Genomic DNA, 24,605 nt, shown 5'->3' with positions numbered 1-24,605 from the left:
CACGCTTTCGTTTAAATAAAATAAAAAAATAAAAGAGAGGTTGAAGGAAAACTTAGTTTTGCCTCAACTTCTCTTTTTTATATAGGTGAAGATTATGTTGAAAATTTTCAATACCATGACCCGCGAAAAAGAAGAATTTAAACCATTAACACCTAATGAAGTAAAAATGTATGTCTGTGGTCCAACAGTCTATAACTACATTCATATTGGGAATGCTCGTTCGATCGTAGCTTTTGATACTGTTCGTCGTTATTTGGAGTTTTTAGGTTATAAAGTTAACTTTGTCTCAAACTTTACTGATGTTGATGACAAGATGATCAAAGAAGCTAACAAGGAAGGTATCACAGTTCCCGAAGTAGCTGATCGTTTTATCAAAGCTTTTTATGAAGATATTGCGGCAATCAATGTCAAGAAGGCCACGAAAAATCCCCGAGCAACTGAGAATATCCCAGAAATCATCGCTTTTGTGCAAGATCTGATTGATAAAGATTATGCTTATGAATCACAAGGTGATGTTTTCTACCGTGCCAGGAAATTCCAACATTATGGTGAATTGTCTGGTCAAGATATTGATCAATTGGTTGAAGGTGCCAGTGAACATATTGGTGATGCTGAATTTGACAAAAAACAAGATCCAATCGATTTTGTTCTCTGGAAGAAGGCTAAACCAAATGAAATCAGTTGGGACTCTCCATGGGGTGCAGGTCGTCCGGGTTGGCATATTGAATGTTCTGTAATGTCGACGAAGTACTTAGGCGATACTTTTGATATTCATGGTGGTGGCCAAGATTTGGAATTTCCTCATCATGAGAATGAAATCGCTCAAAGTGAAGCTAAGACAGGCAAGAAGTTTGTTAACTATTGGATGCACAATGGTTTTGTAACGGTTGAAGATAATGAAAAAATGAGTAAGTCACTTGGTAACTTTGTCACAGTTCATGATTTAGTTAAGACAACTGATCCTCAAGTTTTGAGATTCTTCTTATCATCAACGCACTATCGTCGTCCCCTTGAATATTCTCAATCTAATTTGCAAAAAGCCGCTGATAATTTGTATAAAATTAAAACAGCTTATAATAATTTGAAGTTTAGATTAAAAGATGCAACTGATGATAAAATTGATATTCAAACTCAAGTTGCAAAAGTTGAAGAAGACTTTAAGACAGCCATGAATGATGACTTTAATGTCCAAAATGGTTTGACAGAGATTTTCAATTTGGTCAGTTTAGCAAATAGCTACAGCGCTCAAGCTACGGTTGCTAAAAATGATGTAAATGTTATTCTAAAAGCTATGGTCGATTTGACAAGTATTTTAGGAATCGAATTGGATAATCAAAAAGATTTATCAGATGAGATTCAAAAGATGGTTGATAAGCGTGATGAAGCTCGAGCAAACAAAGACTTTGCTACCAGCGATAAATTACGTGATCATTTAAAAGAAATGGGTGTGATCTTAGAAGACACACCACAAGGAACACGGTGGCATATTAATGACTGATGTTAAGCAATTCAATGGAGTAACTTTGGCATATTTAGGGGATGCAGTTTATGAAATTTATATTCGTGAACATCTCCTCGGTAAAAATATCACTAAAGTAAATGAACTACAGCGCCAGGCGAAACACTACGTTTCAGCTAAGGCTCAGGCCTCTTTGATAACTTTGATGCTCGATAAGGATGTTTTGTCCGATGAAGAGATCAGGATTTATAAGAATGGTCGTAATGCAAAAAAATATACTAAAGCTAAGAATACGAGTGTCGTCACTTATCATATGTCAACTGGGTTTGAAGCACTTTTTGGTTATTTAGATATTACGGAAAATAAAGACCGGGTAAAAGAATTAGCACAATGGTGCATAAATGAAGTGGAGATAGGTGAAGCAGATGACAGACAATTCGAATAGAAATGATAATAATGAAGAAGAACCAAGAGAACTAGTTTACGGACTACATTCAGTTGTGGAATTATTAAAATCCCCAACTGCTGGTCAACGAGTTAATAAAGTTTTGGTTCAAAAAGGACTTTCTAGTGAACATATCGGTGAAGTTATCTCATTAGCTAAAAGAGATCGTTTGATTGTTCAAGAAGTACCTAAGAGCAAATTGGATGATATTAGTAACAATGGTAATCATCAAGGAATGGCCGCTTATATTGCTCCTTACGAATACGCAGAATTAGACGATATTTTTAAGTCAGCTGAGAAGAAAGGGACTGATCCTTTCATTTTGATCTTAGATAAAATCGAAGATCCTCATAACTTAGGTTCAATCATGCGGACAGCCGATGCCGTTGGTGTTGATGGAATCATCGTGCCTAAGCATCGTTCAACCGGTTTAACTTCCGTTGTTGCCAAGACTTCAACTGGTGCGATTGAACATGTGCCCGTTGTTCGTGTAACTAACTTAGTTAATACAATCAACGACTTGAAGAAACGTAATGTTTGGGTCTTTGGAACTGCTATGGAAGGTGACAACTACCGGACTTGGAATGCTAAAGGTGCAATTGCTCTTATCATTGGTAACGAAGGTAAAGGTATTTCACCACTTGTTTTGAAGCAAGCTGATCAAACCTTGAATATTCCAATGATTGGACATGTCCAAAGTTTAAACGCTTCTGTTGCAACTGGTGTTTTGTTATATCAAGCTTTTGCTTCACGTAATGCCTAAATAAGTGAATGTATATAATCTAAATGATTATATTTCATTCGCTTTTTTTGTAAACAAATGTTCCCTTATAATTGGTCTGGACAGATGTTATCTTATAGATATAAAATTATTGTCCGTAAAAGATCTAGATGACTATTGATATGGAGAAACTATGGATCAACTGTGTTAAAGAAAATAAAGATTCAATAGCTTTAGTTAATTTAGTTAGAAGATATCAGCCGATGATCAATAATATGCGTTCGCAATATTATATTAATGGTTATGACATTAATGATTGGTATCAAGATGCTCTCTTAGTCTGCTATCAAACTTGTAATGTGTTTGATGGAAATAGTGGATCCAAATTCGGAAGTTTTTTTAAACTTAAATTTAAAAATTATATTATAGATAATATCAGGCATGAAAATGCTCAAAAAAGAAAAGCTAATATTGGTGCACAATCGTTAGATTTAATGCCCATTGAAGAACAGCGAGATATTGGAGCAGTTGAGAATTGTGGCCGATTGGTGATTCAATATCAAATTCAAGAAATAGTGTCCGACTTTAGCGATATTGAACTAGTCTCATTTCAATTTTTATTGGGGAAGATATCTAAAAAAGATGCCTGTAAAAAAGCCAAATGTGACTTGCAAAGAATTGAATTAGCAATTAATCGAGCAAAAACAAAACTTAAAAGTAGAAGGGCGCTTTTTGATTTGTCATGATAATGCAATGGACAAATAAAACTCTAACGTATACAATTGATAAGATTAAGATAGATATAAATTGGATTTTGGAGAATATAATGGGATTAAGAAAAGTAGCATTAGCTTGTGAAGTGTGTGGTTCAAGAAACTATACCATCACAGAAAACCCTAACCGAACAGAACGTCTAGAAGTTAAGAAGTTCTGTAAACATTGTGGTAAACATACATTACATAAAGAAACAAGATAAGCTGGAGGAACAAATGAAACTATTTAAATTTTTTGGTAGTGTCAATAAAGAAATGAAATTAGTTGTTTGGCCTACATTTAAAGAAAACAGACGTGATACATGGATCGTTATCGCTACATCATTGATGTACGCAATCTTCTTCTCACTTGTTGACTGGGGATTGGTTACTTTATTACAGACATTTGTAATGAGTAAATAGATTGTAAGAGCAAAGAAAATTTGCTATTATGAAATTAACGAGAAAAACTTCGACCTTGGTTCGGAGTTTTTTTATTTTGAATTTTGGAGGAAATTATGGCTGAAGCTGGCGCAAAACAATGGTATGTTCTACATACCTATTCAGGATATGAAAACAAAGTTAAGGAAAATCTAGAATCACGTGCCCAATCAATGGGTATGGAGGATTATATTTTCCGTGCAGTTGTTCCTGAAGAAGAAGAAACAGAAGTAAAAAACGGTAAACAAAAAACCGAGATGAAAAAAACTTTCCCTGGTTATGTATTGGTAGAAATGGTTATGTCTGATGAATCATGGTTCATCGTTCGTAATACACCTGGTGTTACCGGATTTGTCGGCAGTCATGGTTCTGGTAGTAAGCCAGCACCTCTATTACCTGAAGAAATTGATCACATTCTTAATGATCTTGGTATTAACTTGAAACAAAAGGGTACAGATTACGAGATTGGTGAAACTGTTAAGATCACTGATGGTGCCTTTGCAGATACAACTGGTAAGATCACTGAAATCGATGAAGAACACAGAAAACTTAAGGTTGATGTTGATATGTTCGGTCGTATGACTTCAGCTGAAGTTGATTTTGAAGCAGTTGAAAAACAATAATAATACTTATTGATAATATTAGTAGGCCGTGCTACTATATAACGGTATGTTTTCGAGACATACATGTGGGAGAGAAAATTTAAATTCTCATCATGACCACATCACGGAACAAGGAGGTATGCACCGTGGCTAAACAAGTTGCTAACGTAGTAAAATTACAAATCCCTGCTGGACAGGCTACTCCAGCTCCCCCAGTTGGTCCTGCTTTAGGACAAGCTGGTATTAACATTGTTGCCTTTACAAAGGACTTCAATGCACGTACTCAAGATCAAAAGGGTATGATTATCCCGGTTGTTATCTCAGTATATGAAGATCGTTCATTCGATTTCGTTACTAAGACACCACCAGCTGCTGTTCTATTGAAGAAAGCTGCTGGCGTTGAAAAGGGCTCTGGCGAACCTAACACTAATAAGGTTGCCACTGTTACTGAAGACCAAGTTCGCGAAATTGCTGAAACCAAGATGAAAGACCTAAACGCTGCTAGTGTTGAAGCTGCAATGCGTATGGTTGCTGGTACTGCAAGAAGTATGGGCTTTGAAGTAAAGTAAAAGACTAGATTGAGCAGTTACAGGGATGTGAAAGCATTCTTAACAAGTGGGAGGGGAAAAATTAATTCCCCGAAAGACCACAAAGCAAGGAGGAACTTAGCATGGCTAAGCATGGAAAAAAATATACAGAAGCACTAAAACAAGTAGATAAAGACAAACGTTACACTGCAGAAGAAGCTGTTGAACTATTGAAGAAGGTTGACTTCGCTAAATTTGACGCAACTGTTGAAGTTGCTGTTAACTTGGACGTCGATCCTAAGCAAGCTGATCAACAAATTCGTGGTGCTATCGTACTACCTAATGGTACTGGTAAAACACAAAAGGTTATTGTGTTTGCTGAAGGACAACAAGCTAAAGATGCAGAAGCAGCTGGCGCTGATGTTGTTGGTTCAGACGACCTTGTTGAAAAAATTCAAGATGGCTGGTTAGACTTTGATGTTGCTGTTGCAACACCAGTTATGATGGCTAAAGTAGGTCGTTTAGGTCGTGTTCTTGGACCTAAAGGTTTGATGCCTAACCCTAAGACAGGTACTGTTACAATGGATGTTACTAAGGCTGTTAATGATATTAAAGCCGGACAAGTTACATACCGTGTTGACTCAAATGGTCTTATCCACGCACCAATCGGTAAGATTTCATTTGATACAAACAAGATCACAGAAAACTTTGATACATTCTTCGGTGCTATCTTGAAAGCACGCCCTGCATCACTTAAGGGTAACTATGTAACAAGTGTTAACATGACATCTACATTTGGACCTGGTCTAAGAATTAACGCTTAATGTGTTGACTATTAACCAAAATAATGATAGATTAATATAGTTGATTTCTACCGTAGACTCAGGTGATGAAAGTCTTAATATCCTGCCGAGGCCAGAAGATTATTTCACTTAATCTCTGTGTCCTTAGGACACAGAGATTTTATTTTTCCGCCGTATTTGTAGATAATTAACTAAAAAATTGTGGAGGTGAAATTACTAATGAAGCAAGATGTATTAGCTGAAAAACAAGCACAAGTTGACGCTATTGCTAAACAACTTGTAGGTGCTAAGTCAGTAATCGTTGTTGATTACCTTGGTCTTACTGTTGAACAAGCAACTGAAATGCGTGCCGAATTACGTGAACAAGGCGCTACAATGCAAGTTATCAAGAACACAATCTTGAGACGTGCTGCTGAAAAAGCTGGTGTTGAAGGACTCGAAGAATTCTTCGTAGGACCTACAGCTGTTGCTTACTCAGAAACAGATCCAGTTGGACCTGCTAAAGTAGCTGCTAAGTTTGCCAAAGATGTTGAAGCCGTTGAAATCAAGGGTGGAATCATCGAAGGTAAAGCAGCAACTCTTGAAGAAATTCAAGAACTTGCAACACTACCAGACAGAGATGGCTTGCTATCTATGTTGGCATCTGTATTACAAGCTCCAGTTCGCGACTTTGCTATGGTTGTTAAGGCCGTTGCAGAATCTAAAGACGACGAACCTGCCGCTTAATTAAATTAAAATTAAACACTCATTTGGAGGAAACTATCATGGCTTTAGATACACAAAAGATTATTGATGATTTAAAAGATGCTTCAATCCTAGAACTTAACGACCTTGTTAAGGCTATCGAAGAAGAATTTGACGTTAAGGCTGCTGCTCCAGTTGCTGCCGGTGCCGCTGCTGGTGCTGATGCTGCTGCTGAAAAGGATGCATTTGATGTTGAACTTACAGAAGCTGGACAAGAAAAGGTTAAGGTTATCAAGGAAGTTCGTGGTATCACTGGACTTGGCTTGAAAGACTCAAAAGACCTAGTTGATGGCGCTCCTAAGGTTATCAAGGAAGGCGTTGCTAAAGCTGACGCTGACGAAATGAAGACTAAGTTAGAAGCTGTTGGTGCAACAGTTACATTGAAGTAATTTCTTACTTTTATGTTAAAATTAATCCTCGTAAGAGGATTTTTTTTTGCCCTCAAATAGAGAAAGGGGAAATTTATGGCTAATCAATATTTTGAAAATACTCCCGATTTAGAACATGAATTAAAAAAGTTTGATTTCACTTTGAGAAATCACAATTTGAATTTTATTTCTGATAGTGGGGTATTCTCCAGACAGACAATTGATTTTGGATCAAGAGTTTTGATTGAAGCAATCGATTTTGCTAATATTCCAGCTGGAAACATCTTGGATGTTGGTTGTGGCTATGGACCAATTGGTTTGGCTTTGGCTAAAGAACAAACTGATCGTCAAGTTACAATGGTCGATGTTAATTTACGGGCATTGGATTTAGCAAAACAAAATGCAGAGGATAACAACGTGACTAACGTCGATATTTTTGAATCAGACGTTTATAAGAGCGTTGAAGACAAGTATGCCTTGATTGTTTCAAATCCACCAGTTCGTGCAGGTAAGGACGTTGTTACTGCAATTTTGGCGGAATCAAAGGATCATTTGACAGAAAATGGTGAGCTTTGGATCGTATTGCAAAAGAAACAAGGTGCCCCATCAGCTAAAAAGCTAATGGATAAAACTTTTGGCAATGTTGAAATTGTGACTCGTGATAAGGGATATTATATTTTAAAAAGTAAATTAATTTAAATTTGTTACCAATATGTTATATTCATATTGGAGGCGTTTTCTATGAAGAAAAAATTATTTATCAGTATAATCTTATCCGTTATTTCAGCAGGACTATTTTTAGCGGTATATTCAGTAATCAAATTGATGAAGAAGAGTGCGGTTAAAAAGGATCGTGAAAAACTAGAATCTTATGTTGAAAAATATCTTCACGGTAATGACAAATTAATGGAGTTTGTCGGTACTTTGTCCGATGCCCAAGTTAAAGAATTGATTGATGTCCTCGGGTCATTACAAAAAGAACAGAATGAACTAAAATTAAAGGCACCGATTTTTCCAAAATACTTAGAGAAGAAAGTAACCAATTTAATTAGTTAAAATGATATTTACAGAAGATAAAATAAATGAATATATGGAACTGGCCTTGGATGAAGCTAAAAAAGCTGAAACAAGAAGAGAAGTTCCTATTGGTTGCATCATCGTTGATAATATCACTGGTGAAGTAATTGCCGAAGGTTCAAACGAACGTGAAGAAACTCAGAATGCCATCAAGCACGCTGAAATTATTGCAATTGAGGCAGCTTGTGCCAAGGTTGGTAGTTGGCGTCTGGAACACACCAGTTTATTTGTGACTTTAGAACCATGTCCAATGTGTGCTGGAGCTATTATTAACAGTCGAATTGAAGAAGTTATTTTTGGTGCTAGTGATCCTAAAGCTGGCTCAGTTGGTTCGATCAATAATTTGTTGGCTGAAACCCGCTATAATCACCAACCTACCGTCTTGAGCAATGTGAAAGCAGATGAGTCAGCGGCACTACTTCGAAATTTCTTTCGAGAAATTCGGCGTAAAAAGTAGCAAAATCTGTCGATTTATAGTAATATAGTTATTGCCGCAAGGCCTTAGGGCAATGGTGCTCTTGTGAATCGTGTCAGATTCGGAAGAAAGCAGCACTAAGTGAGGTGCATCATGTGCCTTTTGTTATGTATATTAGCCTCCTAATCTGTTAAGATTAGGAGTTTTTTTGTGGTAAAATTTACATATTAGATTTTTTTTGAAGGAGAGAAAATGGCATATCAAGCACTTTATCGAGTTTGGCGTCCCCAAACTTTTTCTGATGTAATCGGCCAAGAAGTTATCACGCAGACCTTGCGAAATGCAGTTGCTAGTAATATGACTAGTCACGCGTATTTGTTCAGCGGACCACGTGGTACTGGGAAAACATCTTGTGCCAAAATTTTAGCCAAAGCGGTTAACTGCCTGAATCCACATGATGGTGAACCTTGTAATGAATGTGAAATCTGTGTGGCAGCGAATGAAAATCGTTTGAATGATGTGATTGAAATTGATGCAGCTTCCAACAATGGTGTTGAAGAAATCCGTGATATTCGTGATAAAGTAAAATATGCGCCCACCGAAGCTAAGTTCAAAGTATATATCATTGATGAAGTTCATATGCTTTCTCAAGGTGCTTTTAATGCTCTATTGAAGACGCTGGAGGAACCACCTGCAAATGTTATGTTTATTTTGGCCACGACTGAACCCCAGAAGATTCCAGCTACAATTATTTCGAGAACCCAGAGCTTTAATTTTAGAAGAATTTCTCGTCAAGATATTTTAAAAAGAATGCAATTTATCTTGGATGATAAAAAAATTAAATATGATAATGAAGCCTTAGAAATCATTGCTGCCTCGGCTGAAGGTGGAATGCGTGATGCTTTGAGTATCTTGGATCAAGCATTGTCATATGGTGATGATGAATTAAATCTCAAGAATGCCCAAGAAGTTACAGGTGCCTTGAGCAATGAACAAATTGTTTCATATATGACGGCGATTTCCGACAACAAACCCGCTGAGGCTTTGACGAGTTTATATCAAATTTTAGCAAGTGGTCGTTCGGCATTACGTTTTACAGAAATGATCATTCGAGTTTGCCGTAATTTAATTTTATATAATTCTAATTCGGATTTATCAAAACAAATGGATAACTCTGTTATGACCAAAGAATTGCTTGATATTGCTGATAACTTTGATAATGCACGCTTGTTTTACATTGTTGATCAGGTCAGTGCAACTCAAAAGAACCTCAAGAATTCGAACCAAACTGATATTTATATGGAAATATTAACCGTTAAAATTAGTGAGCCAAAAGTCGCACAACAAACAATTGTGGCCCCAACTGAATCAGACAATGATAAGGGTGTTGATAATGTAGAGTTTGATAAACTTCGTGATGAGATTTCACATCTACAAAATGAAGTAAAAGATTTATCCACCGGAGTCAGAATTGCCACTCCAACGGCTAAACCTAAGAGCCATCGTCGGGCTGCTAACACTAATGCTCGTTTGAATAAAACAGCAATCTATAAGGTGCTTAGTAATGCTACCAAAGATGACTTGGCAGCTGCCCGGGATATTTGGCCCGATTTAATGAGTATGCTTTCAATCACACAACGTGCTATGATGAAGGTCGCTGAACCTGTAGCTGCTTCGATAGATGGAATAGTTGTCGCATTTGATTATGCGATGTGGTTTGAACAAGTTCAAGATGATACTGATTTCTTAAAAGAACTCAGTGATAATACTAGTAGATTAATGAAGAAAGATTGTCAGATTGTTTTAGTACCGAAAGCTGATTGGCCTAAGATACGAAAAGAATATATTAATAATAATATTGATTTAAGCAACAAAGACAATGTAGAATCTAAGAAAGAAACTAAAAAAACTAATCCCACCGTTGATGAAGCGTTAAAATTATTTGGTGACGATATAGTTGATGTAAAAGACGACTAGGAGGAATTATTTATGAGTAAAGGTATGCCAAATATGGGCGGAATGGGCGGTAACATGGCTAACATGATGCGCCAAGCTCAAAAGATGCAAAAAGAAGTACAATCAGCAACAGAAGAATTAAACAAGACAGAATATACTGGTAGTTCAGTTGATGACTTTGTAACAGTTAAGGTTACTGGTGAAAAGAAGATTGCTGATCTTACAATTAGCGAAAAGATCATTGATCCAGATGATCCTGATACATTACAAGATATGTTGATCGATGCATTGAACAATGCTTTCGAAGCTGTTGATAAAGACAAACAAACTAGACTAGGTAAATACACAAACGGGTTGATGTAATGAAATATCCAGAACCAATTTCCAAATTAATTGATAGTTATATGATGTTACCAGGTATCGGTCGCAAGACTGCTACCAGAATGGCCTTTTACACACTGGGAATGGATAAAGACCAAGTGCAAGAATTTGCCGACAATTTAATTTCTGCAAAGACTGATCTTAAGTCATGTAAAATTTGTGGGAACATTACAACGGAGGACATCTGTCCAATTTGTAGTGATAAAAATCGTGATCAGTCAATCATTCTAGTAGTTGAACAAGCCAAAGATATTATGTCACTTGATGATATGAACGGTTATAATGGCTTGTATCATGTATTAGGCGGAGTTCTATCACCAGTTGATGGAGTCGGACCAGAAGATTTAAATATTAAGTTGTTGTTGAATCGTTTGAAAGAGAATCAAAACGTTAAAGAATTGATCCTAGCCACAAACGCTACTCCAGAAGGGGAAGCAACTGCTCAATATTTAGCCAAATTAGTTAAGCCAGCAGGAATAAAAGTAACTAGATTAGCACATGGTTTAGCCGTCGGATCTGATATTGAATATGCAGATGAAATGACACTAAAGAGTGCCGTTCTAGGACGCAGGGAGATTTAACATGTTTGGTAGAAAAAAAGCAAACGTTCAGCAAATGGAAGATGATCGGTTATTGGATAATATTCACCAACTTCAACAAAGAATTGGTAATACCCAAAGAATGATCAATAATTCCGTGGACGTTGACGATACAACTAGAACTAACCTGAAATTAAATCAGTTGAAATATCAATTTTTATATTTAGAAGCCAGAAGAAGAAAAGCCACTGCTAAAGCAACAACAAATATTATCTTTGGTGACGAAGATACCTTTTTGAAACAACCAAGCAGAGCTGAGAAACACTGGTAGAGAGCAAGAGAGCGGAGAACAGCGCTTAGCTCCTGAGCATTTGTAGGGCTTCACGAATTGCCCGCTGAACTTTTAAATAACAAAATAGTAAAATCTCTGTATTCATTGGTAAAACAACGATGAATACAGAGATTTTTTTATTAAGTCAAACAAGCAAGGCGGAATATATATAATAACCAAAATAGTGACTTATCCACAGTTAACATCATTTTTAAGAGCATAAGTTTCATTTCTTTCCAATTTCAAGTAAAATAGTAGTAATCATCTAGGAGAGATTATTATATGTCAGGAATATTTATATCATTTGAAGGACCAGATGGAGCAGGGAAAACAACTGCTCTCAACAAATTAATGCCACTGTTACAAAAAAGAACGGACAAGGAAATTGTTCTTTCTCGAGAACCAGGTGGTAGTCCCATTTCTGAAAAAATCAGAAAAATCATTTTGGATATTGATGATGAAGAAATGGATCCAAGAACAGAAGCTTTGTTATATGCAGCCTCCAGACGCCAACATTTGATTGATGTGATTTTGCCAACTTTGCAAGCTGATAAAATTATGTTGAGTGATCGTTTCGTTGACAGTTCAATTGCCTATCAAGGTGGTGGACGTGAAATTGGAACTAAATCTGTGGCCGAGATAAATGACTTTGCTATTGATGGTCATTTACCTGATTTGACGATTTACTTTGATGTTTCACCAGAAGTGGGACTAGCAAGAATTCGCCAAGATCATGAAGGTGCTATGGATCGACTGGAAAAGGAAGCTATTAGTTTTCATAATCGTGTTTACGATTCATATTCTGAATTGGTTAAAAATAATCCTCAACGAATCAAAACTATCAATGCTGAACAAGCACCGGATCAAGTTGTTAGCGATGCTTTAGCAGTTATCATTAGTCGATTTCCTAATATATTTAATAAAGGAGAATAATTATGAAACTCATTGTAGCCATAGTTCAAGATAAAGATAGTCAACAATTGCAAACACACCTTGTTAAAGATGGATTCAGAGCTACTAAATTACCATCAACTGGTGGTTTTTTAAAGGCTGGTAACTGTACCTTTTTAATTGGGGTTGAAGAAGAAAAAATTGATGATGCCCTAACATTGATCAAAAAGACTTGTCACACGAGATCACAATACGTTACACCAACATTTTTGATGCCAGAAGCTGCTTCAAGTATGACTGATCCAGTTGAAGTTCAAGTTGGCGGAGCAACTTGTTTCATTCTACCTGTGGATAAATTTGTGAGATTTTAGGAATGGAAAGTTTACTAGAAGAGCAACCGCAAGTCGTTCATGAGTTTCAAAAAATTATTACCTCAAATATGTTGTCACATGCATATCTAATCGACAGTGCCTCATCAAAAATTAGACAGCAGATGGCTATTTGGCTTGCTCAAAGTCAATTTTGTGACAATTTAAAAGATGGTGCCCCCGATCAGACTTGTCAGAAATGTCAGACAATTTTCTTGGGAGATAATCCGGATGTTTTGGAAGTTAAAACTGAAAAACAGAGTATTGGTGTTGATGATATTAAGTTCTTTAAAAAAGAAGCTAATATGGCCGCCACTCAAGGAAAAAGAAGAATTTTGATTATTGATGCAGCTGAGAAGATGACTAATGCAGCCAGTAATAATCTTTTAAAAACAATCGAAGAGCCAGAGGGTAATCTGATGATTATTTTGCTGGCAGATTCAGCGAAACAACTTTTACCGACAATTCAATCGCGTGTTCAGATATTTCACCTTTCTAATAGAAGCAATGCAGATGAAATTAATAGCCTGGTTGAATTAGGTTTTAAGAAGGAACAAGCTGAGCGTGCTTTGAGAGTAACTGATATTAAATATTTAGAGGCTATTTCAGGTGATAAATACCAGATGTTGATAACCGCTATTACTAATTGGTTGAAAGAAGTTAATAAACAAAAAATAAATTGTTTTATCGACGTACAGACCGATATCATGCCATTGATTGAGAATAAAGATCAACAGCATTTGTTATTCGACATGTTGAATCAAATTTTTAGTGATATATTATCAATTAGGTACAATTTATCAAAATCAACATTAACATCTGTGGATATCTTAGAAAATAAGAGTATCAAAAAGGTTGTCGGAATGTCAGATGACTTATTCACAGCTGAACAAATGTGGAAAAGTAATGTATCTTTCCAAGCTATTTTAGAAGATTTGTCATTAAAATTTGTGGATTAGTAGGTGAAATCATGGCAGAGAAAGATTTATATGATGAATTTGAGACAATCACAAATCAGTTAAATGATATAAGTAAGAAGGTTTCTTTGCTTCAAGAGGAATTATCAAAAACTTTGGAAGAAAAAGAAGAGTTGAAGATGGAAAACCATAATCTTCGTAAGCATTTGGAAAAAGAAGGCTACGAAGATAAGGATTTTAAGGGGAATACATTATCTGACTCACGTTTAAATCTTGAGAATTTATATCTTAAAGGATTTCATGTTTGCCAACAATTCTATGGTACACACCGCAAGAATCAAGAAGAATGTATCTTCTGTATGAATGTTTTATATGGAAGCAACGGCAAGGGTAAGAATAATCAAGTTAATTAGATAAGGGGAGCTATTTGAATGAAGGAACAAAGGAGTTTTGTTGACAATTCGAAGGGCTGCCTTTTTTTAGTACCAACACCAATTGGTAATTTAGAAGACATGACTTTTCGAGCTGTTAACACTTTAAAGGAAGCAGATTTAGTTGCGGCTGAGGATACTCGTAATACTAAAAACTTATTAAATCATTTTGAAATACCAACTAATTTAATAAGCTTTCATGAACATAATACTGAACAACGTATTCCAGAATTAATAGAAAAAATGAATGCAGGTCTAAAAATTGCGCAAGTCAGTGATGCGGGTGCGCCTTCGATCAGTGATCCTGGTAAAGAGTTGGTTAAAGCAGCTATTAAAGCGGATATTCCAGTTGTACCGCTTCCTGGGGCTACGGCTTCAGTGACGGCTTTGATTGCTTCAGGAATTGCTCCACAGCCATTTTATTTCTTCGGTTTTTTACCACGTAAGGGTAAAGAAAGAACTGAGGCTTTGCATAATTTGTCTCAAAGAGCTGAGACAACGATCGTGTACGAATCCCCATATCGGGTCAAAAAGACGATCCAAGATTTGATCGACAACTTTGGTGAAGATCGTCAAATCACCTTGGCCAGAGAATTAACTAAGATCCATGAAGCTTTTTTACGTGGTAGTTTGGAACAAGTCGCTCAATTCTATGAAGAAAATGATCCCAAAGGTGAGTATGTCTTGATCATTGCAGGGAAGCCAGAAGAAGAGGTTACCCAAGTTGAATCAGATGCTGATTTAGTAACAGCGGTGGATAACTTGATCAAAGCTGGTCAAAAACCTAACAAAGCAATCAAAGAGATCGCCACTCAAAATGGATTAAAGAAACAGGATGTTTACAACCTTTATCACGGAATTGGAGAAGAAGAATAGTGTCAGAAAAAAGAACTTTTTCTATTGAAATGGAAGTACCATATTATTTTGTGAATTTTACAGGCGATATTCGTTTGTCCGCGCTTGTTGATATGATGTTATTAACTTCTGAGAAACAACTACATGAAGCTGCTGCCGATAGTAGTGAAATGGTTAAGAATAATGGTTTAGGCTGGGTCGTAGTTCAATATCACATGGATATCAAACAAATGCCTAAGCTTGGTCAAAAGCTGACAATCACTACTCAAGCAACCAGCTATAACAAGTATTTCTTCTACCGTGATTTCTGGGTCGACGATGAAGATGGTAACCGAATGGTGGATGCTACCAGTGCCTTTGTCTTAATCGATATTAAGGAACGTAAGATCGTTGGGGCGGCTGATCGATTGGATGATAAATTTGGGGCCGAGGAAACTAGCAAATTGGTTCGTTTCCCACGAGTTAAGGTACCCGCTGATTTTGATTTCCAACAAGCTCAACATATCGGTTACTACAATATTGATGTTAATAAACATGTTAATAATTCATATTATTTTGATTGGATGGTTGATACCTTAGATATGGACTTTATTGCCAATCATCAAATTTCCAGTATGGATATCAAATATGACAAAGAATTAAATACTGATAGTCAACCATTAGCGTTTGCTAAACTTGATAATACGAATAATAAATCTATTCATTGGATAAAGAACGGTGACGTCATGAACGTTATTGCTCAATTCAGCTGGAAAGATAAATAATTTACAAACAAACTACTTGCTCAGTGAAAAAATAGTGATATTATAGACGAGTACTTAAATTTTGGGGTAGGATACAAGGCGTTAAGTGCTGACGGAACGGAATGTGGACGTCGGACAAAGAGCTTTTCTCGCGGTCTTGTATTCGCATTCGCCACTTTATATACGTCTCTTTTGCCTATATTCGGTGGCAGCTCCTTTGGGAGATGTCGATTATGAACAGTAGTAGAAGTAAAGTAATTAGCGTACAAGAAGTTACTTGGATGGCATTGCTGATTGCAATGCAAATGGTTTTATCAAAATTATCATTTGGTAGTAATACCTTACAAGTAGGATTCAGCTTCATCGCTATAGGATTATTGGGTTATTATTTTGGACCATTTAAGGCTGCAATTGCAAATGTCATTGCTGATGTGATCAGCAATGTCGTTATGCCATCAGCTGGTGGATTCTTCATTGGATTTACCTTCTCTGCTTTAATAGCTGGAGTAATCTATGGTTTCATGTTATATAATCACAAAGTTACGATCTGGAGAAGTTTCCTAACGGTTCTTTTGATCACAGTTGTTGTTAACACCGGGTTGAACACCTTGTGGATTCATATGATGACCAACGTTCCTTATCCAGCTTTGTTGATTCCAAGACTTGCAAAAGAGGCATTTAGTTTAGTTTATCAAACAGGTCTTTTATATATCGTCCTACATTGGATCGATAATTCGAAGTTTAGTAAAATCGGCCGATAGGTCGGTTTTTTTTTGTACAAAATTCTGTGTTAAAATAGGTTTTATTAAGAATGAGGGATAACTATGAAAATATTAGCGTTTGATACATCTAATAAACCGCTATCTGTTGCTGTTGTAGTTGACGGCAAGGTTTTAGCACATACCGAGTCGACTGAAAAGAAAACTCACAGTATTTCAATTTTGCCAGATATTAAAGAAGCTTTAAAAAAATCTGACTTAACAATTGCTGACATTGATTTAATTGCTGTTGCTAAGGGCCCCGGCTCATACACTGGGGTTAGAATTGCCGTTACTGTTGCCAAGACTTTGGCTGATACCCTTTCTAAGAATTTGGTGGGAGTTTCTAGTTTGCAACTTTTGGCTGCTGATGGGGATCAAGAGCATATTTTAATTCCATTAATGGATGCTAGAAATGACAATGCTTTTGCCGGAGTATACAAGGCAGTTGGCAATAAATTGGAAAATGTTATTGAAGATCAACATACTTCAATGGAAAAATTATTTGAATTATTAAAAAATTATGATGAGAATAGTTTGGAGTTTATCAACGCTACACCAAGACTACAAGAATTAATTCAAAATCAATTTCCAAATGCGAAAGTTATTACAACTGAAAATTCATTGCCTGATGCTGCTAAATTGGCCAAATTAGCTGAAACTATCAAACCAGTTGAGGATGTCGATGATTTTATACCAACATATTTACGTTTGACACAAGCTGAACATGATTGGTATGCAAAAGGACATAAGGACGACGGCAATGTTTCCTATGTTGAAGAAGTTTAAGAGTTTATTTTTAAATAAGACGACGAAATTTGATTTTGAAGAAAAATTGGTAACGATTGAGGATCAAGATTTTACTTTAAGAAAAGCTTTACCCAGTGATGCAATTGAATTTATGCAGATTCAAGAAACTATTTATCCGATTCCAGTACCTTGGCCTATTGATATTGTCAGAATGGAAATCGATAATAAAAACGCTCTTTATTTGTCATTGGTCGATGATGAAAAGGTGATTGCTTTTATTGGAATTTCTTTGGGAAGTCAGGCTGAATCACATATTACTAATTTGGCAGTCCATATTGATTATCAAAGTATGGGAATTGGCCATCTTTTATTGAACGAGGCTTTTAAATATTGTCGTGATAGAAAATACGCTAAGATGTCATTGGAAGTTGATGTGACAAATAAGTCGGCCTTGACGCTCTATGATGCGTTTGGGTTTAAAGTAAAAACTGTGCATAAAAAGTATTATTTTAGAAATCATCACGATGCGTTAGAAATGATTGTTGATCTGTAAGGAGAATATTGTGGAAAAAGATACATTAATAATGTCATTCGAAAGTAGCTGTGACGAAACATCTGTTGCAATTATCAAGAATGGTAAGGAAATCTTATCTAATATTATTGCAACACAAATAAAGAGTCATCAACGTTTTGGGGGAGTCGTACCGGAAGTTGCCAGTCGACATCACGTTGAAGAAGTTACTAAATGTATCAATTTAGCTTTGGATGAGGCTAAAGTTGGTTATGAAGATCTTGACGCTGTGGCGGTAACTTACGGTCCTGGATTAGTTGGCTCGCTTTTAATTGGAATCATGGCTGCTAAAACAGTGGCTTTCGCCCACAATTTACCTTTGATCAAAGTTAATCACTTAGCAGGACATATCTATTCGGCTAATTTTGTAACTGAACTACAATATCCATTTATGGCCTTATTAGTTTCTGGTGGACATACCGAACTTGTTTTAGTAACTGCACCGGGAGAGTTCCATACTCTAGGAGATACCCGCGATGATGCCGTTGGTGAGGCCTATGACAAGATTGGACGGGTACTAGGTATCAACTATCCAGCCGGTAAGAAAGTCGATCAGATGGCTGCTATTGGGAATGATACCTTTGATTTTCCAAGAGCTATGGTTAAGGAAGATAATTTGGACTTTAGTTTCAGTGGCTTAAAGAGTGCTTTTATTAATCGAGTCCATCATGCTGATCAAATCGATGAGGAACTTAATAAGGATGATTTGGCTGCCAGTTTCCAGGGAGCAGTTTTGGATATTTTAGTTAACAAAACATTTAAGGCTTTAAAACAACATCCAGTTAAACAATTGATCGTGGCTGGTGGAGTTTCAGCTAACCAGGGCTTACGTCAACGATTAGCTGCTGAAATGAAGAAACGTAATATGGATATGGAATTAGTTTTCCCTCCATTGAGATTATGTGGTGATAATGCAGCAATGATTGGGGCCATGGCTCAGATCCAATATGATAAAAAGGATTTTGCTGACTTGGATTTGAATGCTGATCCTAGTTTGGATTTTGATATGGAATAATTAAACTTGCTATCGATAAAATTCGATGGCTTTTTTATTGCCATAATAAAAATTATTTTTTTCACTTTTAATAATCTAAAGAATTATAATGAGTTAAATAGAATTATTTAACGAAAACTGTTAAATAACCATTCGAGTTGTGGTAAAAATAGTGAGGGGTGTTTTTATGAAAACCAAAACTAAAATTTCATATGTCATTTTGAAGTACGATGATCAAACTGATAATATTTTTACAAAGACTTTAAACAATGAAAACCATGTTTATGAGGTACCCTCATTTCAATATGTTCAAAAAAGGGATGCAGATTTTGATGATGTGCGGACTTATATATTGGAAAAGGTGATTGACTTTAATACTTATATTGATGAAAATCATATCTTTATTCCCTTTGTAAATGTAACTTTTGAAAAGGGAACAGTCGTGTATGATTATGTTGCAGTTATTTTTGAATCAAACCAAAACACGTTCTCATCAATGAATTATGAAGCTTGGCATCGAGTTAAATATAATCGTCAGACGCTAACTTGGGATTTACCTTGGGGTAGTGGACTAAATGATCCAGTTGATTTTAAATTTAGGAATACAGCAATCTCTCAATATCGTGCCAATCCAAAAAATAATAATGAAGTTACTTTTTCAAATGTTATGCGTTTTGTAACTGAACAGATCAACGATTTTCCAATCTTGGGTTTAATGTCAGGCAATCAATTTACGATGAAGCAGGTATTGCATTATCAAGATTTATTGGGAATTGATGTTTTAAAGGCTGGGAATAATGCTACTTTTGAAAATCAATATTCTAATTCGATCAGAACTATTGAAGATGATCATATGACCACTTCATATCAAATAAAAAGTGAATATCTACAAAAATAGCGTTGAGAATTTAATCTCAACGCTATTTATATTGGTCCTCTAATTTACTCATCCAAAGGGCCAGAATACAGCCAAGAATGAAAAAGATAATACTCAGTAACATATCTATTGGCGTGATACCGCGATAGGAGATACTGTCTGCAAGGTGGGGATTAGGTACTAATATCAAGATAGTACTAGCTAAAACAATTCCCAGGATAAAGTGATAAACCCGCGAGTGATGATATTTGATTAAACTCTCCATAGCTTTGGAAAAAGTTAAAATCGAAATAATTCCACCAAGAGCAATTGGTAGAAAAACCATGAGATCAAAATCTTTAAATCCTTGAAGCATCGGTGAGTACAGACCTAAAATTATCAAAAGGTTGGAAGGACTGAGTCCAGGAACAAGAACTCCTAGGGCAATCAAGATGCCAGCAATCACGAAACCTAAGAAATTAGCAGGAATGGTACCGAAGATTTGATTCATGAAGAAGAGGAACAAACCGCCGCCAATCAACATACCAAAGAACCAGAATAAATCGATTTTATCTCGTTTAGTTCTAGAAGTTGATTCACGAATTAGGGTCGGTAAAGTGCCCAGAATAGTTCCCGCAAATCCCCAAAGAACGATGACTTGATAATGTTCCAAGAGAAAATCAAGTGGCTGTGATAATAATCCGATGCCGACAATCCCACCAATACCAACTGGTAAAAAATAGAGCAAGTTGGCTTTGAAATTGGTTCTGATGTGAGCCATAAAACTCAGCAGCCGTTCATAGATACCCAAGATGGCAGCTAATACTCCACCAGAAACCCCTGGCAGAATAAAGCCTAATGCGATGATGATTCCTTTAATGAATCTGCTTAAAATACTATCTTTTTTTGTTTTCATTGGACCTCTTTTACAAAAGTCATTTTATTCAAGTTATCAAATTAGTTAATCCATGGCAAGAAAAAAGTAGACCTGTAGTCTACTTAGTCTTAGTTGTTATTAAAATCCTCTAGTTCAATTGATTTTTCAGTCCATTCTTCTTCAATCTTATCTTGTTGAGTTTTATTTTCCTCAAGTTCTTTTTGAAGGTCACCTAATTTACTGTAAGAAGTTAGATTTTCATCTTTAGTCATTTCTTTTTGAATGGCATTGTTCTTAGTTTCTAATTCGGCCAATTTATTTTCAAGGTCCTCAACTTGGCGACGTAATTTACGTTCTTGTTTTTGTTGTTCCTTGGATTGTTGATATTGAATCTTCTTTTCACTGACATTAGAAGTTTTGTGTTCTTCTTCAGTAGGTGCCACTGTAGTCTTTTCAACGTAGTAATCGTAATCGCCAAGATAAATGGTACTACCGTGGTCACCAATATCAACGATTCGGTCAGCTAAGGTGTTTAGAAGATAACGGTCATGGGAAACAAACAAAACAGTTCCCTCAAAACTCTTTAAGGCATCTTCTAAAACTTCCTTACTGTCGATATCCAAATGGTTAGTTGGTTCGTCCATGACTAAGAAGTTATCATTTTCCATTGATAGTTTAGTCAAAGTCAGACGAGCTTTTTCACCACCTGATAGACCGGCAACTGGTTTTAGAACATCATCACCACTGAACAGGAAAGCACCTAATTTGTTACGGATAACTTGTTCATCGAGTCGGGGATAACGATCCCAAATTTCATGAAGAACGTCTTTTTTCGGATCAAGATTCTTCAAATTCTGATCATAATAACCAACTTCAACATTGGCACCAAATTGGGAAGTTCCTTTGATCATTGGAATCATACCTAAAATTGATTTGAGGAAAGTTGATTTACCGATACCGTTAGGTCCAATAATACCCACTCGTTCACCTTTTTTGATATCAAGATTGATTGGCTCCGACATGATATGATCGTCATAACCGATGGCAGCGTCCTTAACTAGCAAAACGTCATTGCCGCTGGCTTTATCAATATCAAAGGAGAAGTGCACTGAACCTTGGTCGCTACCAGGGCGATCCAAAATATCCATGCTTTCCAACTTCTTACGACGACTTTGAGCCATTTTGGTAGTTGAAGCTCGTACAATATTCTTTTGAATATATTCCTCAGTTTTTTTGATCTCAGCTTGTTGTTCTTCGTAATGTTTCCAGGCAACATCCTGATTTTTCTTCTTTTCTTCAAGATAGAAAGTGTAGTTACCAGAATAGTGAGTTGAAGAGTGCTGGTTGATCTCAACAATTTCTGTGACGACTTTATCAAGGAAATATTGATCATGAGAAACGATGACTAAGGCTCCTCGGTAACCCTTGAGATAGTTTTCTAACCATTCAACAGTAGTGATATCCAAATGGTTAGTTGGTTCATCCAGCAAGAGAATGTCGTGATGTTCCAAGAGCATCTTTGACATCGCTAAACGAGATCTTTCACCACCGGAGAGAGTCGAGATCTTGGCATGCCAAACGTCCTCGTCAAAACCAAATCCTTTGAGGACACTTCGAATCTCTGATTGATAACCATAACCGTTTTCTTGGCGGAAGGTATTTTGAAGTTGATCATATTGTTTCAAGATCTCATCGTAATCATCGACCGTTGGATCAGCTAATTTTTCTTCAAGAGCATGCATCTTTTTCTCTTGAGCCTTTAGGTAGTCGAAAACCTTTTCCATTTCAGAAAAAATTTCATTATCACTATTTAGTCCAGAATCCTGAGCCAAATAACCGATATTAGTGTCCTTTTTGAGGGCAATATTACCATCGTTATAATTTTCTTGGTCAGAAATAATCTTCAAAAGGGTTGATTTACCAACTCCATTTCGACCGACTAAACCAATGCGGCTGTTGTCTTGAATCTCAAAACTGACGTTTGAGAAAAGTTTTTTGGTACCGAAATTTTTAGTAATGCTTTGTGCTTGTAATAAAATCAAGTTAATACTCCTTTATCATATTCACAATTTTATCATTAATTAATAATTTATGTCTTTATAGCATTAACGTATTGCGTTTTCAGTGATTTTTATTTACTATAAATGTTAGTGAAATGAAACACATATGGTGGTAAATTATGACAAAAACAACAGTTCCAAACGCAACGATAAAACGTTTACCGATTTATTATCGATACTTCCAATTCCTAAAGGATGAAGGAACAAAAAAAATCTCCTCTGGCGAACTATCAGAAGGGGTCAAAATAGATAGTGCTACAATTAGACGTGACTTTTCATATCTAGGAGCACTTGGAAAACGTGGATATGGCTACGATGTAAGCGATTTAGTGTCTTTCTTTAAAAAACTACTAAATCAGGATAAACGGACCAATGTAGCCTTAGTTGGTGTCGGTAATTTAGGTAACGCCTTACTAAATTATAACTTTTCTCGGACAAATAATGTTCGAATTGCCGCAGCTTTTGATATAAATAAAGAAATTGTTGGGACAGTTAAGAGTGGCGTACCCGTTTACAACATTAGTGAATTAAAAGAACAACTTAATTTACAACAAATTGATGTTTGTATTTTGACGGTTTCTTCAAATGCCGCTCAGACGACAGCTGACTTATTGGCTGAGGCTGGAGTTCGTGGAATTTTGAACTTTACACCAGTTATTATCAACGTTCCAAATAGTATCCGAGTTCATTATGTTGATTTAGCAAATGAATTGCAGACACTGATCTTCTTCTTAGACCGTGATAAGTCGACAACAGAAGAAACAAACTAAATTTTGGGGGAAATTTCTATGAGTGAGCCATTATTTTTGAAGCCAGTATTCCATGAAAAAATTTGGGGTGGCAGAAAATTAGAAACTAAGTTCGGTTATAATATTCCAGATGGTACTATTGGTGAATGTTGGGCTATTTCAGGACATCCACATGGCAGATCAGAAGTTGAGAATGGTGAATTTGCTGGTCAATATGTTGATGATCTATGGAAGAACCATAGTGAACTATTTGGTAATCCTAAAGGTAAAGTCTTTCCAATGTTAACTAAAATTTTGGATGCCAATGCCAGCCTTTCTGTTCAAGTTCACCCCGACAATGCTTATGCCGCTGAACATGAACACGAATTAGGTAAGACTGAATGCTGGTACATCATTGACGCTGAACCAGGTTCATATCTTATCTATGGTCACAATGCCAAGAATAAAGCTGAACTAGATCAAATGATCGAATCCGGCGACTGGGAACATCTTTTGAGAAAAGTACCAGTTAAGAAGGGTGAATTTTACTATGTACCAAGTGGAACCGTTCATGCCTTGAATAAAGGAATCATGGCTTTGGAAACACAACAAAGTAGTGATACAACTTATCGTTTGTATGATTATGATCGTGTCGAGAAGTCAACTGGTAAAAAACGTGAACTTCATATCAAACAATCAGAAGACACAATTACCGTTCCTCACCAAGATCCAAAGTTAGATATTGAATCAAAACAAGTTGGTAAGAATAAATTTACTACCTTCGTTCAACCACCAGTTTCACCATTTTTCTCAGTATATCATTGGGAAATTCAAGAACCAGTTCAACTACAACACCAAATTGGTAAATATACCTTGATCTCAGTTCTTGATGGAGAAGGTAAGATTACCGTTGATGGCAAAGACTATGATTTGAAGAAAGGAACACATTTGATTGTTCCTGCTACAGTCAACGAATGGACACTTGCTGGAGATCTGGATATCATCGCTTCAGAATCTGGAGAAGAGTAGAGAGCGGAAAACGACGTTTAGATTCTGAGCATTTGCCTAACTCCAAGAATTACACGCCGGTTTTGCGTGTAATTCTTGGAGCGTAGCAAAGCACAGGAATCTGTCGTTTGTAGTTCGTTTTAAAATGGAGAGCGGAGCACGGGCGGTCAGCTCCCGAGGGTTAGCAGGATATCACGAATTGCGCACGTACTTCGTGGGCGATTTGGGATATCCTGC

At 36.3% G+C, this 24,605-nt stretch carries 33 protein-coding genes, 1 other RNA gene, 1 riboswitch and 1 other annotated feature; of the genes, 32 read left to right on the top strand and 2 right to left on the bottom strand.

Going from position 1 to position 24,605, the window contains the following annotated elements:
* Positions 1-94: 94 nt before the first annotated feature.
* The 30 genes from cysS (at position 95) to IV57_RS06900 (ending at position 19,737) form a co-directional block, all read left to right on the top strand.
* A complete protein-coding gene (cysS, locus tag IV57_RS07040) occupies positions 95-1,498 on the top strand; it encodes a cysteine--tRNA ligase (RefSeq protein ID WP_057880806.1) in 1,404 nt (467 codons plus the stop codon).
* A complete protein-coding gene (locus IV57_RS07035; protein WP_057880805.1) occupies positions 1,491-1,904 on the top strand; it encodes a Mini-ribonuclease 3 in 414 nt (137 codons plus the stop codon). The genes cysS and IV57_RS07035 overlap by 8 nt, the downstream gene beginning before the upstream one ends.
* Positions 1,885-2,667, top strand: a complete 783-nt coding sequence (gene rlmB / locus IV57_RS07030; protein WP_057880804.1) for a 23S rRNA (guanosine(2251)-2'-O)-methyltransferase RlmB — start codon at positions 1,885-1,887, stop codon at positions 2,665-2,667. The genes IV57_RS07035 and rlmB overlap by 20 nt, the downstream gene beginning before the upstream one ends.
* 140 nt (positions 2,668-2,807) lie before the next feature.
* Positions 2,808-3,371: a sigma-70 family RNA polymerase sigma factor gene (locus IV57_RS07025; protein WP_162261216.1), complete on the top strand. Its 564-nt coding sequence runs from the start codon at positions 2,808-2,810 to the stop codon at positions 3,369-3,371.
* 80 nt (positions 3,372-3,451) lie between these two features.
* A complete protein-coding gene (rpmG, locus tag IV57_RS07020; RefSeq protein WP_057880839.1) occupies positions 3,452-3,601 on the top strand; it encodes a 50S ribosomal protein L33 in 150 nt (49 codons plus the stop codon).
* A 13-nt stretch (positions 3,602-3,614) separates the two neighbouring features.
* Entirely contained in the window at positions 3,615-3,800 is a 186-nt protein-coding gene (secE, locus tag IV57_RS07015; protein ID WP_057880802.1) for a preprotein translocase subunit SecE, read from the top strand.
* Positions 3,801-3,895: 95 nt separating this feature from the next.
* On the top strand, positions 3,896-4,441 hold the full coding sequence (nusG, locus tag IV57_RS07010; RefSeq protein ID WP_057880801.1) for a transcription termination/antitermination protein NusG: 546 nt from the start codon (positions 3,896-3,898) through the stop codon (positions 4,439-4,441).
* Between the two features lie 125 nt (positions 4,442-4,566).
* Entirely contained in the window at positions 4,567-4,989 is a 423-nt protein-coding gene (rplK, locus tag IV57_RS07005; RefSeq protein WP_057880800.1) for a 50S ribosomal protein L11, read from the top strand.
* A gap of 101 nt (positions 4,990-5,090) precedes the next feature.
* Positions 5,091-5,771: a 50S ribosomal protein L1 gene (rplA, locus tag IV57_RS07000; RefSeq protein WP_057880799.1), complete on the top strand. Its 681-nt coding sequence runs from the start codon at positions 5,091-5,093 to the stop codon at positions 5,769-5,771.
* 32 nt (positions 5,772-5,803) lie between these two features.
* Positions 5,804-5,923: a sequence feature (ribosomal protein L10 leader region), on the top strand.
* Between the two features lie 46 nt (positions 5,924-5,969).
* Positions 5,970-6,476, top strand: a complete 507-nt coding sequence (gene rplJ / locus IV57_RS06995) for a 50S ribosomal protein L10 (RefSeq protein WP_057880798.1) — start codon at positions 5,970-5,972, stop codon at positions 6,474-6,476.
* Between the two features lie 38 nt (positions 6,477-6,514).
* Positions 6,515-6,883 (top strand): 50S ribosomal protein L7/L12, encoded by a 369-nt coding sequence (gene rplL, locus IV57_RS06990; RefSeq protein ID WP_057880797.1) that lies wholly within the window; start codon positions 6,515-6,517, stop codon positions 6,881-6,883.
* A 75-nt stretch (positions 6,884-6,958) separates the two neighbouring features.
* Complete coding sequence (locus IV57_RS06985; protein ID WP_057880796.1) at positions 6,959-7,561, top strand: class I SAM-dependent methyltransferase; 603 nt, start codon at positions 6,959-6,961, stop codon at positions 7,559-7,561.
* Between the two features lie 42 nt (positions 7,562-7,603).
* Positions 7,604-7,918, top strand: a complete 315-nt coding sequence (locus IV57_RS06980; protein ID WP_057880795.1) for a hypothetical protein — start codon at positions 7,604-7,606, stop codon at positions 7,916-7,918.
* A gap of 1 nt (position 7,919) precedes the next feature.
* Positions 7,920-8,396 (top strand): nucleoside deaminase, encoded by a 477-nt coding sequence (locus IV57_RS06975; protein WP_057880794.1) that lies wholly within the window; start codon positions 7,920-7,922, stop codon positions 8,394-8,396.
* A gap of 43 nt (positions 8,397-8,439) precedes the next feature.
* Positions 8,440-8,522, top strand: an RNA gene (gene ffs / locus IV57_RS12980) — signal recognition particle sRNA small type.
* Positions 8,523-8,606: 84 nt separating this feature from the next.
* Positions 8,607-10,331 carry a DNA polymerase III subunit gamma/tau gene (gene dnaX / locus IV57_RS06970; RefSeq protein WP_057880793.1) on the top strand — a complete coding sequence of 575 codons (1,725 nt, stop codon included), beginning with the start codon at positions 8,607-8,609 and terminating at the stop codon, positions 10,329-10,331.
* A 33-nt stretch (positions 10,332-10,364) separates the two neighbouring features.
* Positions 10,365-10,673: a YbaB/EbfC family nucleoid-associated protein gene (locus IV57_RS06965; RefSeq protein WP_236704335.1), complete on the top strand. Its 309-nt coding sequence runs from the start codon at positions 10,365-10,367 to the stop codon at positions 10,671-10,673.
* Positions 10,673-11,272: a recombination mediator RecR gene (gene recR / locus IV57_RS06960; protein WP_057880791.1), complete on the top strand. Its 600-nt coding sequence runs from the start codon at positions 10,673-10,675 to the stop codon at positions 11,270-11,272. The genes IV57_RS06965 and recR overlap by 1 nt, the downstream gene beginning before the upstream one ends.
* A 1-nt stretch (position 11,273) precedes the next feature.
* A complete protein-coding gene (locus tag IV57_RS06955) occupies positions 11,274-11,561 on the top strand; it encodes a YaaL family protein (protein WP_057880790.1) in 288 nt (95 codons plus the stop codon).
* Between the two features lie 282 nt (positions 11,562-11,843).
* Entirely contained in the window at positions 11,844-12,494 is a 651-nt protein-coding gene (gene tmk / locus IV57_RS06950; protein WP_057880789.1) for a dTMP kinase, read from the top strand.
* 2 nt (positions 12,495-12,496) lie between these two features.
* Positions 12,497-12,823 carry a cyclic-di-AMP receptor gene (locus IV57_RS06945; RefSeq protein ID WP_057880788.1) on the top strand — a complete coding sequence of 109 codons (327 nt, stop codon included), beginning with the start codon at positions 12,497-12,499 and terminating at the stop codon, positions 12,821-12,823.
* Positions 12,824-12,825: 2 nt separating this feature from the next.
* The gene (locus IV57_RS06940) at positions 12,826-13,779 is read left to right on the top strand and encodes a DNA polymerase III subunit delta' (RefSeq protein WP_057880787.1); all 954 of its coding nucleotides are present in this window, start codon (positions 12,826-12,828) and stop codon (positions 13,777-13,779) included.
* Positions 13,780-13,790: 11 nt separating this feature from the next.
* Positions 13,791-14,150 (top strand): initiation control protein YabA, encoded by a 360-nt coding sequence (locus tag IV57_RS06935; protein ID WP_057880786.1) that lies wholly within the window; start codon positions 13,791-13,793, stop codon positions 14,148-14,150.
* An 18-nt stretch (positions 14,151-14,168) separates the two neighbouring features.
* A complete protein-coding gene (gene rsmI / locus IV57_RS06930) occupies positions 14,169-15,044 on the top strand; it encodes a 16S rRNA (cytidine(1402)-2'-O)-methyltransferase (RefSeq protein ID WP_057880785.1) in 876 nt (291 codons plus the stop codon).
* Positions 15,044-15,787 carry an acyl-[acyl-carrier-protein] thioesterase gene (locus IV57_RS06925; protein WP_057880784.1) on the top strand — a complete coding sequence of 248 codons (744 nt, stop codon included), beginning with the start codon at positions 15,044-15,046 and terminating at the stop codon, positions 15,785-15,787. Before rsmI ends, IV57_RS06925 begins: the two co-directional genes overlap by 1 nt.
* Positions 15,788-15,847: 60 nt before the next feature.
* A riboswitch (THF riboswitch) is annotated at positions 15,848-15,943 on the top strand.
* A gap of 56 nt (positions 15,944-15,999) precedes the next feature.
* Entirely contained in the window at positions 16,000-16,527 is a 528-nt protein-coding gene (locus IV57_RS06920) for a folate family ECF transporter S component (protein WP_057880783.1), read from the top strand.
* Between the two features lie 63 nt (positions 16,528-16,590).
* Entirely contained in the window at positions 16,591-17,313 is a 723-nt protein-coding gene (gene tsaB, locus IV57_RS06915; RefSeq protein WP_057880782.1) for a tRNA (adenosine(37)-N6)-threonylcarbamoyltransferase complex dimerization subunit type 1 TsaB, read from the top strand.
* Positions 17,288-17,827 carry a ribosomal protein S18-alanine N-acetyltransferase gene (rimI, locus tag IV57_RS06910; protein WP_057880781.1) on the top strand — a complete coding sequence of 180 codons (540 nt, stop codon included), beginning with the start codon at positions 17,288-17,290 and terminating at the stop codon, positions 17,825-17,827. The genes tsaB and rimI overlap by 26 nt, the downstream gene beginning before the upstream one ends.
* A 10-nt stretch (positions 17,828-17,837) precedes the next feature.
* On the top strand, positions 17,838-18,860 hold the full coding sequence (gene tsaD / locus IV57_RS06905; RefSeq protein WP_057880780.1) for a tRNA (adenosine(37)-N6)-threonylcarbamoyltransferase complex transferase subunit TsaD: 1,023 nt from the start codon (positions 17,838-17,840) through the stop codon (positions 18,858-18,860).
* 166 nt (positions 18,861-19,026) lie between these two features.
* Positions 19,027-19,737, top strand: a complete 711-nt coding sequence (locus IV57_RS06900) for a hypothetical protein (protein WP_057880779.1) — start codon at positions 19,027-19,029, stop codon at positions 19,735-19,737.
* Positions 19,738-19,759: 22 nt separating this feature from the next.
* Here IV57_RS06900 and IV57_RS06895 read toward each other — a convergent pair whose 3' ends face one another.
* Both IV57_RS06895 and IV57_RS06890 read right to left on the bottom strand, forming a co-directional pair.
* Complete coding sequence (locus IV57_RS06895; protein WP_057880778.1) at positions 19,760-20,611, bottom strand: DUF368 domain-containing protein; 852 nt, start codon at positions 20,609-20,611, stop codon at positions 19,760-19,762.
* Between the two features lie 89 nt (positions 20,612-20,700).
* A complete protein-coding gene (locus IV57_RS06890) occupies positions 20,701-22,614 on the bottom strand; it encodes an ABC-F family ATP-binding cassette domain-containing protein (protein WP_057880777.1) in 1,914 nt (637 codons plus the stop codon).
* Between the two features lie 137 nt (positions 22,615-22,751).
* Here IV57_RS06890 and IV57_RS06885 point away from each other — a divergent pair, with 137 nt between their 5' ends.
* Positions 22,752-23,402: a redox-sensing transcriptional repressor Rex gene (locus IV57_RS06885; protein WP_057880776.1), complete on the top strand. Its 651-nt coding sequence runs from the start codon at positions 22,752-22,754 to the stop codon at positions 23,400-23,402.
* Positions 23,403-23,420: 18 nt separating this feature from the next.
* Entirely contained in the window at positions 23,421-24,389 is a 969-nt protein-coding gene (manA, locus tag IV57_RS06880) for a mannose-6-phosphate isomerase, class I (RefSeq protein ID WP_057880775.1), read from the top strand.
* Positions 24,390-24,605: the final 216 nt, after the last annotated feature.

Origin of the sequence: Companilactobacillus kimchiensis, from assembly GCF_001438805.1 — a bacterium.
GTDB classification, from domain to species: domain Bacteria; phylum Bacillota; class Bacilli; order Lactobacillales; family Lactobacillaceae; genus Companilactobacillus; species Companilactobacillus kimchiensis.
This window is presented reverse-complemented; position numbering and strand designations above follow the sequence as displayed.

What these genes read in the sequence shown, in the direction of transcription:
- IV57_RS07025 (WP_162261216.1), top strand. Translation starts at nt 2,808, where the DNA reads ATGGAGAAACTATGGATCAACTGTGTTAAAGAAAATAAAGATTCAATA.
- rimI (WP_057880781.1), top strand. Translation starts at nt 17,288, where the DNA reads ATGTTTCCTATGTTGAAGAAGTTTAAGAGTTTATTTTTAAATAAGACG.
- IV57_RS06885 (WP_057880776.1), top strand. Translation starts at nt 22,752, where the DNA reads ATGACAAAAACAACAGTTCCAAACGCAACGATAAAACGTTTACCGATT.
- tmk (WP_057880789.1), top strand. Translation starts at nt 11,844, where the DNA reads ATGTCAGGAATATTTATATCATTTGAAGGACCAGATGGAGCAGGGAAA.
- secE (WP_057880802.1), top strand. Translation starts at nt 3,615, where the DNA reads ATGAAACTATTTAAATTTTTTGGTAGTGTCAATAAAGAAATGAAATTA.
- IV57_RS06935 (WP_057880786.1), top strand. Translation starts at nt 13,791, where the DNA reads ATGGCAGAGAAAGATTTATATGATGAATTTGAGACAATCACAAATCAG.
- rplA (WP_057880799.1), top strand. Translation starts at nt 5,091, where the DNA reads ATGGCTAAGCATGGAAAAAAATATACAGAAGCACTAAAACAAGTAGAT.
- tsaB (WP_057880782.1), top strand. Translation starts at nt 16,591, where the DNA reads ATGAAAATATTAGCGTTTGATACATCTAATAAACCGCTATCTGTTGCT.
- IV57_RS06965 (WP_236704335.1), top strand. Translation starts at nt 10,365, where the DNA reads ATGGGCGGAATGGGCGGTAACATGGCTAACATGATGCGCCAAGCTCAA.
- IV57_RS06940 (WP_057880787.1), top strand. Translation starts at nt 12,826, where the DNA reads ATGGAAAGTTTACTAGAAGAGCAACCGCAAGTCGTTCATGAGTTTCAA.
- cysS (WP_057880806.1), top strand. Translation starts at nt 95, where the DNA reads ATGTTGAAAATTTTCAATACCATGACCCGCGAAAAAGAAGAATTTAAA.
- IV57_RS06985 (WP_057880796.1), top strand. Translation starts at nt 6,959, where the DNA reads ATGGCTAATCAATATTTTGAAAATACTCCCGATTTAGAACATGAATTA.
- IV57_RS06945 (WP_057880788.1), top strand. Translation starts at nt 12,497, where the DNA reads ATGAAACTCATTGTAGCCATAGTTCAAGATAAAGATAGTCAACAATTG.
- rpmG (WP_057880839.1), top strand. Translation starts at nt 3,452, where the DNA reads ATGGGATTAAGAAAAGTAGCATTAGCTTGTGAAGTGTGTGGTTCAAGA.
- IV57_RS07035 (WP_057880805.1), top strand. Translation starts at nt 1,491, where the DNA reads ATGACTGATGTTAAGCAATTCAATGGAGTAACTTTGGCATATTTAGGG.
- recR (WP_057880791.1), top strand. Translation starts at nt 10,673, where the DNA reads ATGAAATATCCAGAACCAATTTCCAAATTAATTGATAGTTATATGATG.
- IV57_RS06895 (WP_057880778.1), bottom strand. Translation starts at nt 20,611, where the DNA reads ATGAAAACAAAAAAAGATAGTATTTTAAGCAGATTCATTAAAGGAATC.
- IV57_RS06920 (WP_057880783.1), top strand. Translation starts at nt 16,000, where the DNA reads ATGAACAGTAGTAGAAGTAAAGTAATTAGCGTACAAGAAGTTACTTGG.
- rlmB (WP_057880804.1), top strand. Translation starts at nt 1,885, where the DNA reads ATGACAGACAATTCGAATAGAAATGATAATAATGAAGAAGAACCAAGA.
- nusG (WP_057880801.1), top strand. Translation starts at nt 3,896, where the DNA reads ATGGCTGAAGCTGGCGCAAAACAATGGTATGTTCTACATACCTATTCA.
- rplL (WP_057880797.1), top strand. Translation starts at nt 6,515, where the DNA reads ATGGCTTTAGATACACAAAAGATTATTGATGATTTAAAAGATGCTTCA.
- rplJ (WP_057880798.1), top strand. Translation starts at nt 5,970, where the DNA reads ATGAAGCAAGATGTATTAGCTGAAAAACAAGCACAAGTTGACGCTATT.
- IV57_RS06955 (WP_057880790.1), top strand. Translation starts at nt 11,274, where the DNA reads ATGTTTGGTAGAAAAAAAGCAAACGTTCAGCAAATGGAAGATGATCGG.
- IV57_RS06975 (WP_057880794.1), top strand. Translation starts at nt 7,920, where the DNA reads ATGATATTTACAGAAGATAAAATAAATGAATATATGGAACTGGCCTTG.
- dnaX (WP_057880793.1), top strand. Translation starts at nt 8,607, where the DNA reads ATGGCATATCAAGCACTTTATCGAGTTTGGCGTCCCCAAACTTTTTCT.
- rsmI (WP_057880785.1), top strand. Translation starts at nt 14,169, where the DNA reads ATGAAGGAACAAAGGAGTTTTGTTGACAATTCGAAGGGCTGCCTTTTT.
- IV57_RS06900 (WP_057880779.1), top strand. Translation starts at nt 19,027, where the DNA reads ATGAAAACCAAAACTAAAATTTCATATGTCATTTTGAAGTACGATGAT.
- manA (WP_057880775.1), top strand. Translation starts at nt 23,421, where the DNA reads ATGAGTGAGCCATTATTTTTGAAGCCAGTATTCCATGAAAAAATTTGG.
- IV57_RS06980 (WP_057880795.1), top strand. Translation starts at nt 7,604, where the DNA reads ATGAAGAAAAAATTATTTATCAGTATAATCTTATCCGTTATTTCAGCA.